20 protein-coding genes and 1 pseudogene are annotated in these 17,380 nt (G+C 36.4%); 14 read left to right on the plus strand and 7 right to left on the minus strand.

Annotated elements, in window-relative coordinates; all coding sequences use genetic code 11:
• The 4 genes and pseudogenes from V4T18_RS13315 to V4T18_RS13330 all read left to right on the plus strand — a co-directional run.
• Nucleotides 1-414, plus strand: a pseudogene (locus V4T18_RS13315) (hypothetical protein); the annotation flags it as partial.
• 210 nt (nt 415-624) lie between these two features.
• Nucleotides 625-1,212 (plus strand): colicin E3/pyocin S6 family cytotoxin, encoded by a 588-nt coding sequence (locus tag V4T18_RS13320; protein WP_332650089.1) that lies wholly within the window; start codon nt 625-627, stop codon nt 1,210-1,212.
• A gap of 79 nt (nt 1,213-1,291) precedes the next feature.
• On the plus strand, nt 1,292-1,792 hold the full coding sequence (locus tag V4T18_RS13325) for a DUF3916 domain-containing protein (protein WP_332650091.1): 501 nt from the start codon (nt 1,292-1,294) through the stop codon (nt 1,790-1,792).
• An 80-nt stretch (nt 1,793-1,872) separates the two neighbouring features.
• Entirely contained in the window at nt 1,873-2,115 is a 243-nt protein-coding gene (locus V4T18_RS13330) for a hypothetical protein (RefSeq protein ID WP_332650093.1), read from the plus strand.
• A gap of 582 nt (nt 2,116-2,697) precedes the next feature.
• Here V4T18_RS13330 and V4T18_RS13335 read toward each other — a convergent pair.
• Nucleotides 2,698-3,039, minus strand: a complete 342-nt coding sequence (locus tag V4T18_RS13335; RefSeq protein ID WP_332650095.1) for a four-helix bundle copper-binding protein — start codon at nt 3,037-3,039, stop codon at nt 2,698-2,700.
• Nucleotides 3,040-3,279: 240 nt separating this feature from the next.
• Nucleotides 3,280-3,567, minus strand: a complete 288-nt coding sequence (locus V4T18_RS13340; RefSeq protein WP_332650097.1) for a gamma-type small acid-soluble spore protein — start codon at nt 3,565-3,567, stop codon at nt 3,280-3,282.
• Between the two features lie 351 nt (nt 3,568-3,918).
• On the opposite strand from V4T18_RS13340, the gene V4T18_RS13345 reads away from it, so the two are divergent.
• Nucleotides 3,919-4,857 (plus strand): thymidylate synthase, encoded by a 939-nt coding sequence (locus V4T18_RS13345; protein ID WP_332650099.1) that lies wholly within the window; start codon nt 3,919-3,921, stop codon nt 4,855-4,857.
• Between the two features lie 808 nt (nt 4,858-5,665).
• Here V4T18_RS13345 and V4T18_RS13350 read toward each other — a convergent pair.
• From V4T18_RS13350 to pdxS, 3 genes are all read right to left on the minus strand, one after another.
• A complete protein-coding gene (locus V4T18_RS13350) occupies nt 5,666-5,812 on the minus strand; it encodes a hypothetical protein (RefSeq protein WP_332650102.1) in 147 nt (48 codons plus the stop codon).
• A 141-nt stretch (nt 5,813-5,953) separates the two neighbouring features.
• Nucleotides 5,954-6,511, minus strand: coding sequence for a pyridoxal 5'-phosphate synthase glutaminase subunit PdxT (gene pdxT, locus V4T18_RS13355; RefSeq protein ID WP_332650103.1), 558 nt, complete (start codon nt 6,509-6,511; stop codon nt 5,954-5,956).
• Nucleotides 6,511-7,398: a pyridoxal 5'-phosphate synthase lyase subunit PdxS gene (gene pdxS / locus V4T18_RS13360; RefSeq protein ID WP_332650105.1), complete on the minus strand. Its 888-nt coding sequence runs from the start codon at nt 7,396-7,398 to the stop codon at nt 6,511-6,513. Before pdxS ends, pdxT begins: the two co-directional genes overlap by 1 nt.
• Before the next feature lie 263 nt (nt 7,399-7,661).
• Between pdxS and folA the strand changes: the two genes are divergently transcribed.
• From folA to V4T18_RS13385, 5 genes are all read left to right on the plus strand, one after another.
• On the plus strand, nt 7,662-8,144 hold the full coding sequence (gene folA, locus V4T18_RS13365; RefSeq protein ID WP_332650107.1) for a type 3 dihydrofolate reductase: 483 nt from the start codon (nt 7,662-7,664) through the stop codon (nt 8,142-8,144).
• Between the two features lie 162 nt (nt 8,145-8,306).
• Complete coding sequence (locus V4T18_RS13370) at nt 8,307-8,987, plus strand: response regulator transcription factor (RefSeq protein ID WP_332650109.1); 681 nt, start codon at nt 8,307-8,309, stop codon at nt 8,985-8,987.
• Entirely contained in the window at nt 8,971-10,377 is a 1,407-nt protein-coding gene (locus tag V4T18_RS13375) for a HAMP domain-containing sensor histidine kinase (RefSeq protein WP_332650113.1), read from the plus strand. The genes V4T18_RS13370 and V4T18_RS13375 overlap by 17 nt, the downstream gene beginning before the upstream one ends.
• 74 nt (nt 10,378-10,451) lie before the next feature.
• Nucleotides 10,452-11,342 carry a peptidylprolyl isomerase gene (locus tag V4T18_RS13380; protein ID WP_332650115.1) on the plus strand — a complete coding sequence of 297 codons (891 nt, stop codon included), beginning with the start codon at nt 10,452-10,454 and terminating at the stop codon, nt 11,340-11,342.
• Between the two features lie 224 nt (nt 11,343-11,566).
• On the plus strand, nt 11,567-11,893 hold the full coding sequence (locus tag V4T18_RS13385; RefSeq protein ID WP_332650116.1) for a heme oxygenase: 327 nt from the start codon (nt 11,567-11,569) through the stop codon (nt 11,891-11,893).
• A gap of 363 nt (nt 11,894-12,256) precedes the next feature.
• On the opposite strand, the gene V4T18_RS13390 is transcribed toward V4T18_RS13385, so the two are convergent.
• Nucleotides 12,257-12,766, minus strand: a complete 510-nt coding sequence (locus V4T18_RS13390; RefSeq protein WP_332650119.1) for a ferritin — start codon at nt 12,764-12,766, stop codon at nt 12,257-12,259.
• 221 nt (nt 12,767-12,987) lie between these two features.
• Between V4T18_RS13390 and V4T18_RS13395 the strand changes: the two genes are divergently transcribed.
• Nucleotides 12,988-14,070 carry a mechanosensitive ion channel family protein gene (locus V4T18_RS13395; protein ID WP_332650121.1) on the plus strand — a complete coding sequence of 361 codons (1,083 nt, stop codon included), beginning with the start codon at nt 12,988-12,990 and terminating at the stop codon, nt 14,068-14,070.
• Between the two features lie 26 nt (nt 14,071-14,096).
• Here the strand turns inward: V4T18_RS13395 and trhA are convergent, their stop codons facing one another.
• On the minus strand, nt 14,097-14,732 hold the full coding sequence (gene trhA, locus V4T18_RS13400; protein WP_332650123.1) for a PAQR family membrane homeostasis protein TrhA: 636 nt from the start codon (nt 14,730-14,732) through the stop codon (nt 14,097-14,099).
• A gap of 176 nt (nt 14,733-14,908) precedes the next feature.
• Here trhA and V4T18_RS13405 point away from each other — a divergent pair, with 176 nt between their 5' ends.
• The 3 genes from V4T18_RS13405 (at nt 14,909) to V4T18_RS13415 (ending at nt 17,372) form a co-directional block, all read left to right on the plus strand.
• Nucleotides 14,909-15,751 (plus strand): DegV family protein, encoded by an 843-nt coding sequence (locus V4T18_RS13405; protein ID WP_332650124.1) that lies wholly within the window; start codon nt 14,909-14,911, stop codon nt 15,749-15,751.
• 131 nt (nt 15,752-15,882) lie between these two features.
• Nucleotides 15,883-16,800 carry a GDSL-type esterase/lipase family protein gene (locus V4T18_RS13410; RefSeq protein ID WP_332650126.1) on the plus strand — a complete coding sequence of 306 codons (918 nt, stop codon included), beginning with the start codon at nt 15,883-15,885 and terminating at the stop codon, nt 16,798-16,800.
• A 5-nt stretch (nt 16,801-16,805) separates the two neighbouring features.
• Nucleotides 16,806-17,372 (plus strand): YpmS family protein, encoded by a 567-nt coding sequence (locus tag V4T18_RS13415; RefSeq protein ID WP_332650127.1) that lies wholly within the window; start codon nt 16,806-16,808, stop codon nt 17,370-17,372.
• Nucleotides 17,373-17,380: the final 8 nt, after the last annotated feature.

Below are 17,380 nucleotides of genomic sequence, written 5' to 3' on the forward strand. Positions count from 1 at the left end.
GAGATATGCTACAGCAAAAGTGGTGGCGAGCGATATGAAAAAGCTGAAGAAAACGAAGTACAATATATTGCAAAATTACTCTATCAGTATGGCTGGGGAATTGATCGTGTGAAAAAGCATCAAGATTGGTCAGGTAAATATTGTCCGCATCGAATCTTGTCTGAAAGTCGTTGGGAATCATTGAAGCAACGTGTACAAGTTGCTTTAGATAATTTGAAAAAACCAGTTAAAAAGCAGGAACCACCAGGGACAAAACCAACTTACGAAAAGGATGCAAAGCCGTCTGAATGGGCAGAAAAAGCGGTAGCATGGGCAAAGGAAAATGGTATATCTGATGGTACGTACCCTAAACGTCCAGCAACTCGTGAAGAAGTAATTACAATGCTATACAATATGCAAATTAAATTAAAATGAGTTGAAGCCTGTTATCGCTATTACAGTGGTAGCGTGCTTTTTTGCATTTTATTGAGGTGGCACCGAAAAAAATAAAAGTAGGCACAGAATGGGAATTTTAGGAAATAAACTTTGAAATTTCGGAATTAATATCAGTATAATAAGGGCAACTCGAGGATAAGTAATTTGTTATAACAAATAAGAAAAACAATTAGAAGGGAGTAAATAATTATGAAGACTATCTTTATTAAAAGTTTTGTACCTATAATTTGTTTTACTTTAGTTTTTAGTTTTATTTCATCGAATCTTGTTAGTGCTAGTGAATCACAAGGTATACATACATATAATTCAACACAAGAAGTATTTGTAAATACTCAATTTGATGAAAATTCTGTCGTCAAAGGAGACGGCATAAGTGAAGGGTTTAGTGTGTCTTTAATTGACTCAAGTATTAATAATGAAGCTGAAATACAACCGTATGCATTACCAATTCTTCCAATTGCTATTGGGACACTTACAAGATTCCTTGTTAAAAATACATTAAAAAAAGCCGGCGAAACTTTTGGCAAGAGAGTAGTAATTTCACTTTTAGGTAACGGAATCAAGAATTACAGTGATGTTTGGAAGAGCTTTAAAGCATATAGAGGTGTAACAAAAACAAATGGTCTTTCAGGAAGTAAAAAGAGATACTATGAATGGGATAATACTCATCACGATATAGAAGTATATGATAAAAATGGTAAGCATTTGGGGAGTATGGATCCATTTGACGGTGAAATGTATAAACCACCTGTTCCAGGTCGGAATATAGATATTTAAAAGTCACTGAAAACAGAGTGAGCGGTTCTCGCAACACTCTGTTTTCTGGTATATAATTACTAAGAGGTGATAGATAATAATGAAGAAACAAAGAGGGCTTAAAAGAAAAATTAAGAGTATAAAGTCTATAATTAAGGAAAATACTAGTGAATTCCCTGCTGATTTTTACCTTGACTCCTATTGGAATTTTCGCATACCAGCATCAAGGGCTCTAATACAATATTCATCTAAAATACAGATTCAATTAGCACATTTTCTTATTAATAGTACAAAAGAATTATTAATAAACAAGCCTCCTAAATTAAAGGATGCCTTAGTAACATTAATGATAAAACCATTTGATTTTTGGGAATCAGAATTAATAATCCATAAAGATATAGATAGCTATAAATCTTTTTACAATAGAAATAATAATTTTCAAAAATGGGTTCCGATTGAAAATAGTAAAGAATTAAGGGATTATATTAAAGTAATTAGAGAAAATAATTTACAAGTTATTACTTTAGAAGAGACAAACTTAGGAGAAGAACAAAAAAATATCTTTTTTGTTGTTGGAGAAGTAAAAATGATACTTGAATAATAGTATTTCTTCTTAGCCCAGACAAAGATATACCTTGCTGTTATTGACAAACGTATTCTGAACCTCAAGTTACATCTTTCTTGAAATTTATTGGCCATCCTTATTCTTCACCAAAGTCAAGCACACTGAAAGCCAAAACAATTACGCTAAATGCAACAGCAAAGAAAGAGTTTGAAGCTGGTCGCGTAGTTTTACAAAAGGTGATTGCTGGTGCATACAAGGAAGGTATATTCCACTCTGATCATTCGACTAAAGTAAAAAGTTATTCTGATGATGAGCTCGCAAGTAATGCGCTTATTTATCTACTACGTAAATCAAAATAAACATGTAAAGCCCGTTATCACTATTAAATGTAGTGGTAGCAGGCTTTTTTGCGTTTATAAACAATCCCATGCCAAACTCAAAAAGCTCCAAATTTTGAACTTGGACATTCGAAAACGTATTTAATATTCTTTTGCAAGCTTTTCGTTTAGATATGGAGGGCTTGTTTATTGTCAAAAAACAAAAGCCACTCAAGAGAGCGGCTTAAGAAAATTATTTTAAATTGATTACTCCAGTTTCAGTACCCCAAAAGTACCCCAATTTAATATCCTTAGATATACAAAATTACAAATGCTAAAAATCTAATACACCTTAAAGTGTTGATATAATAGGGGATACAAAATTTAAAAATAACCATTACGAATTAAATAGAACTCTGGAGCAAAAACACTCCGCCGAAGTGGTTGTCCTAAAATAACACCTTTATTTTAAACTACCACCAATTGTTAGTCACAATTCAACAATTGGATGTGTAGTTTTTTTGTTTAAAATCAGCGAATAAATTAGTGTACCGAATTAGTAGTTTAAATCGGCATTAATAATATAAATAATGCCCTCTTATATAGAGGGCAAAAATAGTCATTTTAAGCCATGCTTCTGCAAGTATTTGCACATTCACGACAAATTTTCGCACACTCTTGGCAATGTGGATCCTGAAATTTCTCGCATTCAGTGGCACATGCTTCACAAATTTCTGCACATAGTTTGCAAAATTGCTTAGCCATTGAACTATTACGAGACATTAACGCTACTGCTTGTAAACAAATTTCTGCACAATCATTTAATATCTGAAGGCAGTGGATTCTTGCTTGTATATCCGGCTCTTGTAAGCAAGCTGAAGCACACTCTTCACAAGCTCTCGCACAACGAATACAAAGCTCAATACAGTTATCCATATGTGTTGGTGATGATGATAAGACTCCCATAATTAATCCTCCTTAAATTGTAGTACAAATGTATTCTTAACATCGTTTATTTTTTTATTCCTTAACATCTATAGTAAAATTAGAAATTTTAATGGGTGTAAACATCGATGCGCCGTATTCATTATTACTTGTAATATCCGTCGTAATAAAAAGTATTGGCGAGCTTTCAAGCGAAGGATTAGCTGTATTAACTAAAAAAAACCGGCAAAATAAATTGCCGGTTAGGAAAGATAAATAAAGTTATTTTGTCCCGTTTTGGTTACTATTATTTGCATATGAACCTGAAGCTTGTTGTTTTTTAGCTTCTGCTTGCTGGATTTGTTGTTTCACCTGGTTAACATCCGTTTCATAGCCGAATTCTGCATTCATTGAACTAGGCATTTTTTGCTTACCATTTTTATTGAATGATCCTGAGGCTTGTTGTTTTTTAGCTTCTGCCTGTTGAATTTGTTGTTTCACCTGGTTAACATCTGTTTCATAGCCGAATTCTGCATTAGTATTTTGATTATTTTGGTTATTTTTTTTCATGTTTTTCACCTCCCGAATTTAGTTTGTACAAGAGGGATAATATTATCCTTACTGTTTTTTTTCATTTGAAAAATTGTTGGATTCCCCATAATTTTTTCGCCATTGAGGAAGTCAGAAAAAGTATAGGTAGTTGCCAAGAGATTTTTCAAAAAGGTTTTAAAAAAGTATGTAATTTGAGCAAGATACGGTAATCGGGCACTTTCACTTTAGTTTTATGTAATAAATTTGGTTTATACATATGATTGGTGTAATACATTCCACGTAAGTGTTTTTAAATTAAGAAAGGCAGGCTTTTTTTTGTTTCATTTAAAGGTATAATAGAAAAGAGTAATTTTTGAAGGGAAGTCAATTATGGAGCAGTATTTACAACTTTGTCAGCATATTTTAGAGCATGGCTTTGAAAAGGGAGATCGAACAGGAACAGGGACAAAAAGTGTATTTGGCTATCAAATGCGCTTTGATTTAGAAAAAGGATTTCCACTTCTAACGACTAAACGAACATACTTTAAGCTAATTAAGACAGAATTGCTTTGGTTTTTAAAGGGCGATACAAATGTCCGTACTCTAATAAAGGATAAAAATTATATATGGAATGAATGGGCTTTTGAAAAATGGGTAAAATCCACGGAATATCAAGGTCCGGATATGACTGATTTTGGTCTACGAGCTGCAAAAGATCCAGAATTCGCAAAAATAGTAGACGAGCAAATGGAGATTTTTAACGAGAACATTTTAAATGATGATGCATTTGCAGAAACGTACGGAGATTTGGGACCTGTTTATGGGAAGCAGTGGCGCTCTTGGCCAGCAGCGAACGGCGAAACGATTGATCAAATTGCTAATGTAATAGAAGGAATTAAAAATAATCCAGATTCTCGTCGCCTAATTGTTACAGCGTGGAACCCGGCTGAAGTAGATATGATGGCTTTACCTCCTTGTCATTCATTTTTCCAGTTTTATGTAGCAGGTGGAAAGCTATCTTGTCAGCTTTATCAACGTAGCGCGGATGTGTTCTTAGGTGTACCATTTAATATCGCATCGTATGCTCTATTAACGCATTTAATCGCGAAAGAATGTGGACTCCAAGTAGGGGAGTTTGTGCATACGTTAGGGGATGCGCATATTTACAGCAACCACTTTGATCAAGTGATGGAGCAGCTAAGTAGAGATACACGTGAGTTACCGAAATTGCTTTTAGCAGATAAGTCTATTTTCGAGATGAATTCAGACGATATTACGCTTGAGGGATATAATCCACATCCACCAATAAAAGCACCGATTGCCGTATAAAAGGAAGCGATGTCTGAAAAGGTATTTTGAGACGAAAGCTCGCGGACTGAGGCACAGTGCTCCAAATTTCAATGTAGAAAATCGTTCTTTTTTTATTTTTATTGAGAAATACAACATCGACTCTAATAATTTTTATTAAAAATAAAATACGTGTTTATACGATTTGTCAGAATCGATATACAACTTATTTTAAAATATGTGCCAAAAAGGACTTTTTTCCTCTTTGACACATATTTATTTTTAAGTTGTATATGAATCCTGTCGAATAGCGTTTTTTACGATTGAAAATCGAAGAAGAAAAAATAATATGATAAAAAATCTATGCGTATTGAAAATTTTGTGAGAAAAAAATAAGAATGTAATAATTTATAGAGCCAGCCGGAAAAGAGAGCGAGCTGAGTTCTACATTATTCTTATAGAAATTGATGGAAAATGACCTGGTTTTCTACCGGAATAGCCTCTTTCTTGAATAAAATCTCAAAGGAGTCGATGAGGTTTGGTAGTAAGAATATATGATTTTTGATAACGTAACTCGTGATAAGGGCTGATTTTTCACCAAAAATGAGTGCTTTTTCATCAAAATCAAGGCTTTTTTGCACTATAAATGGTGACTTCCCTTATATAGAAAAAGCCATCTACCCCTAGATTCGGGAGATGGCCTGATAAGAGCAAATATTTGAAAGGATTCTTTAAATCGAATATTTCTATTATTGGGTTATCAATTCTGTTCAAGATAGAGACTATGTACTCAGAATAGGAACATTTCTCTTTCAAGGTTTTCGCTATGCATTTCTTTTTGATCTTTTTGCTACCGCAGCTGACCTGATGCAATTGTAGTCTGAACAGATACTTGAGCGGTTTGATATTGTGGCGGCGTTTTTGGTTCAACAAATAAGGTTGAGTAATAAGCATCCGCAATCGTAATAGCGTAAATAACAAAAAGTAGTTTTTTCATTCAATGATCCAAAATTTCATTTCTCCCTCTATGTTCTATCCTGTAGAACTATATAATATTATACGAATAGACTGGAGATAAGTTTCAATTTTTATCATCTTTTTATGAAAAATAATTAACTCGTTTTACAAAAAAGGAAAATCACTTACACATCTCAATAAAATAGCTCATTAACGAATAGTCCTTTGTGAGCTCTGGGTGGAACGAGCAAGCGAGGAGATGACGGTCACGAGCGCAGACGATATCTCCGTCTAATGTCGCAAGGATTTCTACTCCTTCACCGACACTGGCAATTTTCGGTGCCCGAATAAAAACAGCAGGGAAATTGTCGCTTACCCCTTTAATCACAAGTGGTGTCTCAAAGCTATGGATTTGACGGCCAAATGCATTACGACGAGCTGTGATGTTCATCTGTCCAATATGCGCTTCTTCACCTTCGACAGAAGAGGCAAGCAGGATAAGTCCTGCACATGTGCCAAATACTGGCTTGGATTCTGCAAAGGCTTGAAGGGCAGGGAGCATGTTCCCATAATAGATTAAACGGCGCATGGCTGTACTTTCGCCACCCGGTAATAATAGTCCGTCAATACTTTGTAATTGAGTCGCCGTTTTAATGGGAATAGCTTCACTACCACAAGCTTCAATTGCTTTTATATGCTCTGTCACGGCTCCTTGTAAAGCAAGTACGCCAATTTTCATTACCAGCCACGCTCCTGCATCCGCTCCCCCTGTGCTAACCGACCGATTTCAATCCCTTTCATAGGCACGCCAATTTCCTTTGAAACTTCCGCAATTAGTTGGTAATCCTGGTAATGTGTTGTTGCTTGGACAATGGCACGCGCGAATTTTTCAGGATTTTCTGCTTTAAAAATACCTGAACCGACAAACACACCATCCGCTCCTAATTCCATCATTAGCGCGGCATCGGCAGGCGTCGCAACCCCACCCGCTGCAAAGTTTACAACAGGTAAGCGCCCCTCTTGTTTAATAGAGAGTAGTACTTCAAATGGAGCACCTAGATTTTTCGCCTCTGTCATTAATTCGTCCTCATTCATCGCAACGACAGCACGTAATTGTGCATTTACTTTACGTAAATGTCTGACAGCCTCCACAATATTACCTGTGCCTGGTTCTCCTTTAGTTCGTAGCATAGCCACGCCTTCCCCGATGCGTCGTGCTGCTTCGCCTAAATCACGGCAACCACATACAAATGGGACTATGTATTGACTTTTAAGCAGATGGAATTCCTCGTCGGCTGGTGTCAATACTTCACTTTCATCGATATAATCCACACCCATTGCCTCTAATACACGTGCCTCTACAATATGGCCGATACGGGCTTTTGCCATTACCGGAATGGACACAGCACCCATAACTTCTTCTACAATACGTGGATCTGCCATACGAGCAACTCCACCAGCTGCTCGAATATCTGAAGGAACACGCTCCAATGCCATGACAGCTACAGCACCAGCAGCCTCTGCTATTTTAGCTTGCTCTGCATTCACAACATCCATAATGACACCGCCTTTTTGCATTAATGCCATCCCACGTTTTACAACCTCTGACCCTGTTAAAATAGACATTTTCCAAACACTCCTTCATGTTAGTATGACTCTATTATAAAATCGTCTGAACTTTTTAGAATAGTCAGTTTTATTGTATTTGTAGTGGTCAGTTTTCGACATTCTTATTTTCAGCTAAATATACTGTATTGAGCTTATTAATAGTTTAGAGTTAACAAAACATCAAAAACATGAAATAATAAACGGGGAAAGCAAATGAGCAAATAAAGAATAAACCAACGAAATAAAAGATGTTGATGTTTTGCTTTATGGAGGAGACTAGTATGATTTCATTAATTGTGGCATTCGATAAAAATCGTGTGATGGGATATGAAAATGCGATGCCTTGGCATTTACCGGGCGACTTAAAATATTTTAAAGAGCAAACAATGGGAAAACCGATGATTATGGGACGTAAAACCTTCGAATCAATTGGACGCCCACTGCCAGGACGACGCAATATAGTGATAACAAGAAACCCTGACTATTATGCTGAAGGAATTGAGACGGTTTCTAGTTTAGAGGAAGCAATAGCCTTAGCAGGAAATATACCTGAGATTATGATCATCGGTGGCGAACAAATTTTTAAACTTAGCTTACCGATTGCTGATAAATTATATATTACACATATTGATCATGAATTTGAGGGAGACACTTTTTTCCCTGCCTTTGAGGGCTGGACTGTTTCATCTTGTGGAGATCCAATTCCTTCAGGAGATGGATTTACATTTCAATATTGCATATACGAAAAAGCTGACAGAATGTAGTGGTCAGCTTTTTCATATTATGAAGATTCGTTTTAGAACTAAGCATTGTGTATAAGAGGCATCTGCACAGAGAGGATTAAGTTTCAACGTTTTCTGACATATTATTGACGTAAAGGCGTGATATACTATTTTAAATTATAGACCTAAAAGGTGTGACAAAACATGCAATCAATATTAATTATTGAAGATGAATATGCAATAAGCCAAGTTTTGAAAGCATATTTAACCAAAGCACAGTATAGTGTTATCCAATGTTTTACTGGACATGAGGCGATTGCCCAATTTCAGCAGCATCAGCCTGATTTAGTGCTATTAGATGTCATGCTACCAGGTAAAAACGGCTGGGCGATACTAAAGGAAATAAGAGAACAAAGTCAATGCCCTGTTATTATGTTAACTGCCCTAGGAGAAATCCAGTATCGTTTAGAAGGCTTCCAAGAAGGTGCAGATGATTATATAGCGAAACCGTTTATAGGTGAGGAAGTTGTGGCAAGGGTGAAAGCGGTATTACGAAGAAGCGAGTCACAACATCAAAAACGAAAGAGGTTTGGTGCGCTTGAAATTGATTTTAAAGGTCATTCCGTTTTTCTATTAGGAAAAGAAATTGATTTAACTCCACGTGATTTGTCCGTTTTGATGTTTTTAGCGAGTCATCCGAATCAAACATTTACAAGAGAGCAATTACTTGAGCAAGTGTGGGGCTGGGAGTATGTTGGAAGTGAACGTGCGGTGGATTTGGCGATTAAACGACTTCGTAAAGCGCTAATAGAGTGGCCAGTCGAAGAAGGAGAAATTCGCACACTTAGAGGATTGGGGTATCAATTCCATGTTTATAAAAAATAAACGTGTTTCCTTATTATCCTATTGGACAAGTCGATATGTTCTTACCTTGTTAGTGGGATTGGGCATTTTATTTGTCATTTCTGCCGTCTGGATTCGACATACTACTTTTGAGCATCGAATTGAGATGATGGAAGTCATTGTTGATGAAACAGTATACCGACTTACAAATTCAGAGCAAAATAATGGCCCGAGTAAAATAGAAGGGTATTTAGAAGAAAGGGACAAAAACCCTGAATTATTTCGACAAATGAATCCTGTTATTTATGTGACGAATGCTGATGGAGGAATATTAACAAAAAATAGACCATTTACTTCAATGGTAGATATAGATTTTTCTAAAATTATAACGAATGATAGCTTAGTACAACGAGTACACTTAGATGGTGAGCCTTTTTTTGTCATTAAACGTGCTATCGAACTTAACGATGGCATTGTAGGTTATGTATTTGCTGTAGAATCAAAAAGAGTTTTGACAGAAGTGAATCAGGAGTTTGGCCTATTAGCGGTAGTGATTTTTATTATTGGCCTGCTAGGATGGGGCGCTATTTATTTTTTATCCAAACGCCTTACAAAGCCAATAATGGATGTAGCAAAGGCTGCTATGCAGGTGAAGGAGGGGCATTATAATATTATATTACCAGACAATTTAAAGGAAAGGGAAATGTACGAGCTTGTCACATCATTTAAAGAAATGACGGCAAAACTAGAACAGCTAGAAAAAACAAGAACCGAATTATTAGCAGGTGTCACACATGAATTAAAAACACCGGTTACATCGATTAGTGGATTGCTGCAAGCTGTGCAGGATGGTGTTGTTACGGGAGAAGATGCGCATGAATTTATTGCCATGGCTGTTGCAGAAACAACGAAAATGAAAAAGATGGTCGGTGATTTGTTAGCATTTAACTCTTTTGCTGTTAGTGCAGTGCCCGTAAATATTGAAACGTACGGAGTTAATGATATAATAAATGATGTTGCCATACGTTGGAAAGCCACCCATACTCAAGTCGAGGTAACTGTTAACCCCTTAGCTATAGATTGTTGTGTACACGTTGATCTAGTACGTGTTCAGCAAATTATCACGAATTTATTAACCAATGCCGAACAAGCAATGGCAAATGATGGGCAAATTTATCTTTCCATTTCAGAGCACGATGATTTTGTTAGCGTAGCAATTCAAGATAATGGTTGTGGAATCACGATCGAAGAACAACCATTTATTTTTGAGCGATTTTACCGAGGCGATAATAAAAAATATAAGGTACGTGGTTTAGGTTTAGGCTTAGCCTTGAGTAAAATGATGGCAAAATCAATTTGTGGAGAATTATCTTTAGAATGGAGTAATGAAAACGGGACATGCTTTAAATTATTACTTGAAAAGTCAAACTGAATGAGTGTTTGACATTTAGCTGACACATTCGAACGTTATAATAAAGCGTAATTTTAAAATTGGAGGAACAAAGAATGAATACTTCTACGTATAAAAAAATATTAAAGGCTGTAGCAGTGCCAGTAGCTCTGTCAGCGATATTAGTAGGCTGCTCGGGTGAAGACGAATCTCGAACAGTAGCAACGGTTGATGGTGAAGTAATTACAGAGGCCGAGTTAAACGAGCTAATGACGAGTCAACACGGTCCAACTGTTTTAGATTCCCTCATTACAAATAAAATTGTAGAGCTTGAAGCAAAAAAGTTAGATGTTAAAGTGTCTAAAGATGAAATCGAAAAAGAATACAAAGTATATGCAGAAGAATTCGGTGGCGAAGAGGCATTACTAGAAAGCTTAAAAGCATATAATGTCGGTGTTGAAGAAATTAAAAAGGATATAGAAACGTATTTAACAACGCTAAAAGTAATGGAAGAATATGTTGAGATTAAAGACGAGGATGTAAAAACATACTTTGAGGAAAACAAAAATATGTTCGGCACTCCTGAGGAAGTAGAAGCAAGCCATATTTTACTTGAAGATGAAGCAACTGCAAAAGAAGTGCTAGCAAAAGTAAAAGCTGGTGAGGACTTTGCGAAACTTGCAAAGGAATATTCTAAAGATCCAGGTAGTGCAGAAAATGGTGGTGCACTTGGATTCTTCGGAACTGGAAAAATGGTTCCTGAATTTGAAGAGGCTGCTTTTGCTATGAAAAAGGGCGAAGTGAGTGCTGAACCAGTAAAAACAGTGAACGGGTACCATATTATTAAAGTGACGGATAAAAAAGAAGCCGTTGAAGCTACGTTTGAGGATTCAAAAGAAGAAGCGCGTAAATTGCTACTTGAGGAGCGTATTAATCAGGAATACCAAACATGGATAAATGAGAAAAAATCCGAATACAAAATCGAAAACAAATTATTCGAAAAATAATTTATTTCAAAGTATGTAACTCTTTAAGCATGAAGGGGTGTCAGAAAGTTTTACTTTCGTGGCACTCCCTTTTATTTTTCGGGAAATATTTAAATATTCTGTCATTTGAAGTGGGTATAGAATTCATCTTATAAGCTATTTTAAAGTTGCACGGCTGTAACAAATATGCTTAAATTAACATGAATGATAATAGTTCTCAATAATTATGTGGGGAGAAATGCTAAATGATTACAGTGACTAACCGTATCCAATTGAAAAAAGGCATGGGTGAGAAGATGGCACCGATGTTTGCGAAGCCAGGTCCATTACAAAACTACGAGGGATTCCAAAAGGTGGAGGTTCTCGTTTCTACTCAATTTGAGGATTATGACGAATTGAGTGTTATGATGTATTGGGATAACGAAGACGCTTTTGAGGTTTGGCGTTCTAGTGATGACTTCAAAAACTCTCATAAGCGCTCATCAGGTGGGGAACCCGATCCAAACTCTCCAGTAATAACAAGTCAAATTGTCATTGCTAAAGTAGCAGCATCTATTGCGAGGTCTAAATAAATAACAGCAAAGATTAATAAATAAAGGTGACCGAATAAGTCCGTTATAACGGGTTTATTCGGTCACCTTTTTGAAAGTATGAATTTTGGGGATTTGAGCATTGTCTAGCTCCAGCGCCCAGCCCCTCGAGGTCGCCCCATCCCCTCGGTCGAAAGCGGAAAAGCTGCTTTCGATTCGGGAATTCTAGCGCTTGTCGGGGCTAAACGGGGCGCTTCCGCTTTTCTTATGTGTCTAGCTCCAGCGCCCAGCCCCTCGAGGTCGCCCCATCCCCTCGGTCGAAAGCGGAAAAGCTGCTTTCGATTCGGGAATTCTAGCGCTTGTCGGGGCTAAACGGGGCGCTTCCGCTTTTCTAACTATGATATGTTAGTTTTCCGCTGGTGGAGTAAATGTGCGTTGAGCTAGCTCTGCATCTAGCATAAATATTGCATTAGAATCATTTTCGATCCGTTTAATTTTTGCAATTAACGTATCGAATGTCGATTCTTCCTCCACTTGCTCATCAATAAACCACTTTAAAAATGCCATTGTTGCATGTTCACGCTCATCTAATGCAATGTCAGCTAGATTATAGATGCGTCGTGTCACTTCTTTCTCATGCTGTAGAGCCTTCTCAAATGCATCTAATAACGATGAGAAGTCGTTTTCTGGACTGTGGAATCCGTCAATCGTTGTACGGTAGCCTAAATCACTTAAGAAGTTATAAAATTTCATTGCGTGGAAACGCTCTTCCTCTGCTTGAACTAAAAAGAAGTTTGCAAAGCCGTCATAGGACTCATCAGTGCAATATGCAGCCATTGCTAAATAGGCATGAGCTGAATAAAATTCATAGTTCATTTGTTCATTTAATGCTTTGTGTAATTTTTCTGATAACATGTATTTTCCTCCTTTAGATATGTACTAGAGCATATTCATTATAGTATAAAACATTAGGATAAGAGAGAGACTAAATGAAAATCATGTACATAATGTTATAAAAAGGTTGGAGATTTGTTGAAAACTATTTTTTTAAAAGCCATTTCTAATACTTTTACGTTGGCAAACGATGGTATACATGCTACTATTGCAAACGCAACTGTAAATTAAGGAGGCTACATATGTTAGATGCCATCGGTTGGCTCCTACCTTCTATTAAGGAACCAACATGGACAGATATACTGATTGCTATTAGTATCATCTTTTTGGGTTTTATCATTCAGCGTTTTATATTAAAGCCAAGTATAAAAAAGTTTGCTCACTTTTTTAAAGGTAGTGGACGAATTATTACTGGAGATATAATAGGGGAGTTTAGCCCGGCGATTCGTTATGCTTTTTTGACGATTGTAATTTTCCTTAGCTTTTCGATTCTGTTAGAAGAAAACTTATATGTTCATAAATCAACGGGAAATCTCTTTGTTTCATTTATGTTTTTCTTTGCCTTTAAAGGGGTATACGATGTTTTAACGTTCTATTTAAAAAATCCTGAGCATTTTGAGACAGGGAAGGATCAAGACTTATTAAAGCCTTTTTTTTTAAGAATAAGTAAAGTATTTGTGATGGTTATCGCTTTATTTTCGATTGCGTCGCTTTGGAACTTCAATTTAAATGGGTTTTTAACAGGGATTGGGTTAACAGGGGTGGCTATCGCATTTGGTATCCGAGATACATTGGGGCACCTGTTTAGTGGGATGTCAGTTGCGTTAGATAAGCCATTTCAAATTGGCGATTGGATAGCAACAGAGGACCAAAAAATTGATGGTGTTGTTGAAGATATTAATTTACGAAGCACGCTCATACAGACGGGGGAGAAGGGTTTAGTGTATGTACCGAACTCGTACTTAGTAAACCGGCCAATTTATAATCTAAGTAAGCGAACGAAACGTAAGGTAGAACAATATTTTTATGTATCTACTGGTAATAGTGAGGAAATATTACGCGCTGCCTGTGAAAAAATTCGAGAGCAAATTGCGCTTCATCCCGATACAGAGAAGGATATTATTCACGTTAATATAGATGATTATCGCTCAGGCTCTTTCCGATTAATTGTTCGCTTTTTTGTCCTTACGAATGATTCTGGCATTATGTTAAATGTAAAGCAGGATATATTATTTGTAATAAAACAAATTTTCGATGAATTATCAGTAGAAATCATCGAATCACAGCCAGACCTATGGGTACATCAAATAGAAGAAAAAATGTAGCGAAGCAAAATGCTAAGCTACATTTTTTATAAATATATCGCAACACAGCCCACCATACAAGCACAGCCAGCAATTACAAAAAGATGCCATATTGCATGATTATATGGTAGCTTTGTCCAAGCGTAAAAAATAGCGCCGAAAGTAAATAGCAAACCGCCAATTAGTAAAAAAGTGAATCCATCGAATTGTAAACTATGATAAACAGGCTTAATAACAAAAACAATCATCCAGCCCATTACGATGTAAAGAGCTAAAGAAAAGGCCTCAAAACGATGTATAAACAAGCATTTAAATAGGACACCTAATAACGCAATACTCCACATAATACATAGCAACACGATACCTAACGTTCCACCGATAGCAATCAATAGAAAGGGTGTGTAAGTGCCAGCGATTAAAATATAAATAGAAGAGTGATCTAATATAGCGAAAAAACGTTTATATTTTACTGGCATACTATGGAGGAGGGTGGACATTAAAAATAATAAAATAAGTGAGGCACCAAATATTGAGTTTGCAACAATTTGAACTGCACTCTCTTTTTCAATAGCAACTAAAATTAAATATAGGCAAGCAGGTATACTTATTAGTAAACCGATGCCATGTGTAATAGCGTTCCAAAATTCTTCTTTTGTATTTTTATAGTCGAAAGCTTCATTCATTGTTATCACGTTCCTCTCATACTATAAACTTATCTAGAATAATGAAAATATAATAGTAGCATGTGTCATTTATACAAAAGGTTAAATGTAAATAGTAAATAGGTGACAACTGTCATGTTGTCATGCCATACTTTAGTTCATATAATTAAGTGAAGATAAAAAAGGATGTGTCAGCTATGGGGCGAATTCATATTGTAACGGATTCAACATGTGATTTAACAAAAGAGGAAATAGGCAAGCACGAAATTCATGTCGTACCTCTTACAATTCAAATTGATGGAAATACATATATCGACGGGGTAGACATTGAGCCAGCATCGTTTATTGAAAAGATGAAAACGGCATCCCAATTACCTAAAAGCTCGCAGCCTGCACCGGGTGTCTTTAAAGAGCTTTATGATGAACTTGGAAAGAATGGCGATCGGATAATCTCTATCCATATGACTGGTGGAATGAGTGGAACAGTTCAATCGGCTAGACAAGCTGCTGATATGACAGATTCCCATGTTACGGTAGTAGATTCTCGTTATATTGCATGGGCATTAGCATTCCAGCTACGCGAGGCAGTTCGATTGCGAGATGAAGGTGCTACTGTAGAAGAAATAGTCGCACGTCTTGATGAAGTACGAAAAAATACACGTTTATTTGTTGTATTAGATACACTTGAAAATATGGTGAAGGGTGGTCGTATTGGCAAAGGAAAAGCGGTCGTTAGCTCGCTGTTAAACATTAAGCCAATCGGACATCTTGATATCGGTGAAGTAACAATTGCAGCAAAACCTCGTAGTTACAAGCAAGTAGTGAAGTTCTTAATGAACGAATTCCAGGAGGATACAGCTGGTAAAACGATTAAAGCAGTTGGTATTTCACATGCTAATAGTATGGATACGATGGGAAATTCGATGATCCAATTAGTTAAAGAAGCAGGCTTTAATTCTATAGAAATTGCCTATACATCACCGGTCATTTGTACACATACGGGTGAAGGTGCACTAGGATTTATGTATTTTGCTGAATAATATCGGAACCATCTATTCATTGTGTCGAATAGATGGTTTTTTTTTATTATTTGGGACCATGTAATTTCCATTATGAACCCATTGAAACTATAATAGTAATAATAAAGTAATTGTATAAGGGAGTAATTCATATGAGGCTATTTTTTACTTTAAGTTTGCTCGTAACGATTCTTTGTGGTTGTTCAGTAACAATCGACAAGCCTCAATCTGAAGAAGAAAAGGAGCAGCAATCAGAGGAAGAATTGGCACCAACTACACGTTCAGAATTGAATGTTGAAGGGGAGCTCGTAGTGGAAGAACAAAAGTCCCTCTCTGAGCTGCTAGATAGTATGCTTTATATAGATGTTAGGTCGACAAAGCGTTGGGATGCACAACCGCTTCAGTATTTAGCACTTGGTGATTCATTAACACGTGGAGTTGGTGATGAGTTAGGGCGTTTCGGTTATACAAAGCGACTTGCCACGACGCTTGAAAAATGGCCAACTATTTCAGAAGTAGAGCTCGATAATCGAGGGAAAAACGGTCGTCGTAGTGACCAATTATTAGCCTTACTAGAGAAGGGGCATTATGACAATGAATTGCCGGGAGCCGATTTGATTACGATTACGTTAGGTGGCAACGATGTTATGAAAGTAGTGAAAGCCGATATATTTTCTTTAAAAAAGGAAATGTTTGAAAAGGAGCTTGAACCATTTAAAAAACGGTATCAAGAAATCATTCAATATATACGTCAACATAATAAAACTGCACCAATAATTTTGATTGGATTTTATAATCCGTTCTCTATTGTGACCGATGAGTATACGCCATTTGCTACAATAATAAATGAATGGAATAGTAGTATTTTGGAAATTGCTAGGGAAGATAGAAATGCGTGTTATGTGCCCATTGCCGATTTATTCACATCGAATGATGAGATGGTATATCATACGGATTTCTTTCATCCAAATGCAAGTGGATATGAGAAAATGACAGCAAGAGTTATCTCATCCATGAAAGCTTGTGATATTGAAAAGATGTCAGGCGGTCGTATTGGTTTTGAGGAGTGAAGAGAATGAATAAATGGAAGGTCGCCTTTTTTATACTTGCAGGGTCGATCGTTTTAGTAATCGTATACTTATTTTATATGGCGACTGCACCTACTGACGAAGTGCCAAGACCAGTAGCAGTAAAAGCAAAGGGGAATGTTCTAGTTGTACAAACAACAGCAAATGAATTTGAATCTATTGCCAAGCAGTATTTGGAGGATGAGATTGATAAAACTCCGTTACCGGTTGCAATTGAGATTAATGAAAAAATCCAATTGTTTAGCACATTAACTGTTTTTGGGGTTGATGTGCCCATTTCAATGGATTTTGATCCGATTGTAGAGGAAGGAAATATTGTATTAAAGCAAACTGAAGTAAATGTAGGGAAGCTAAATATACCGCCGAAAACGGTTTTAAAGCTTATGCAGGATTCTATTAAATTTCCATCCTGGATAACAGTTTTGCCGAATGATGAGGAAATTTATGTTGATGTATCTCGTATAAAAATTGCTTCTGGCTCACGAGTACGAGCAAAGGAAATTGATTTAGCAAATGATAAAATATTATTAGAAGTAATTTTAACGATTGATTAGGAGGAAGT

This window comes from Lysinibacillus sp. 54212, assembly GCF_036662795.1.
Classification (GTDB): domain Bacteria; phylum Bacillota; class Bacilli; order Bacillales_A; family Planococcaceae; genus Lysinibacillus_B.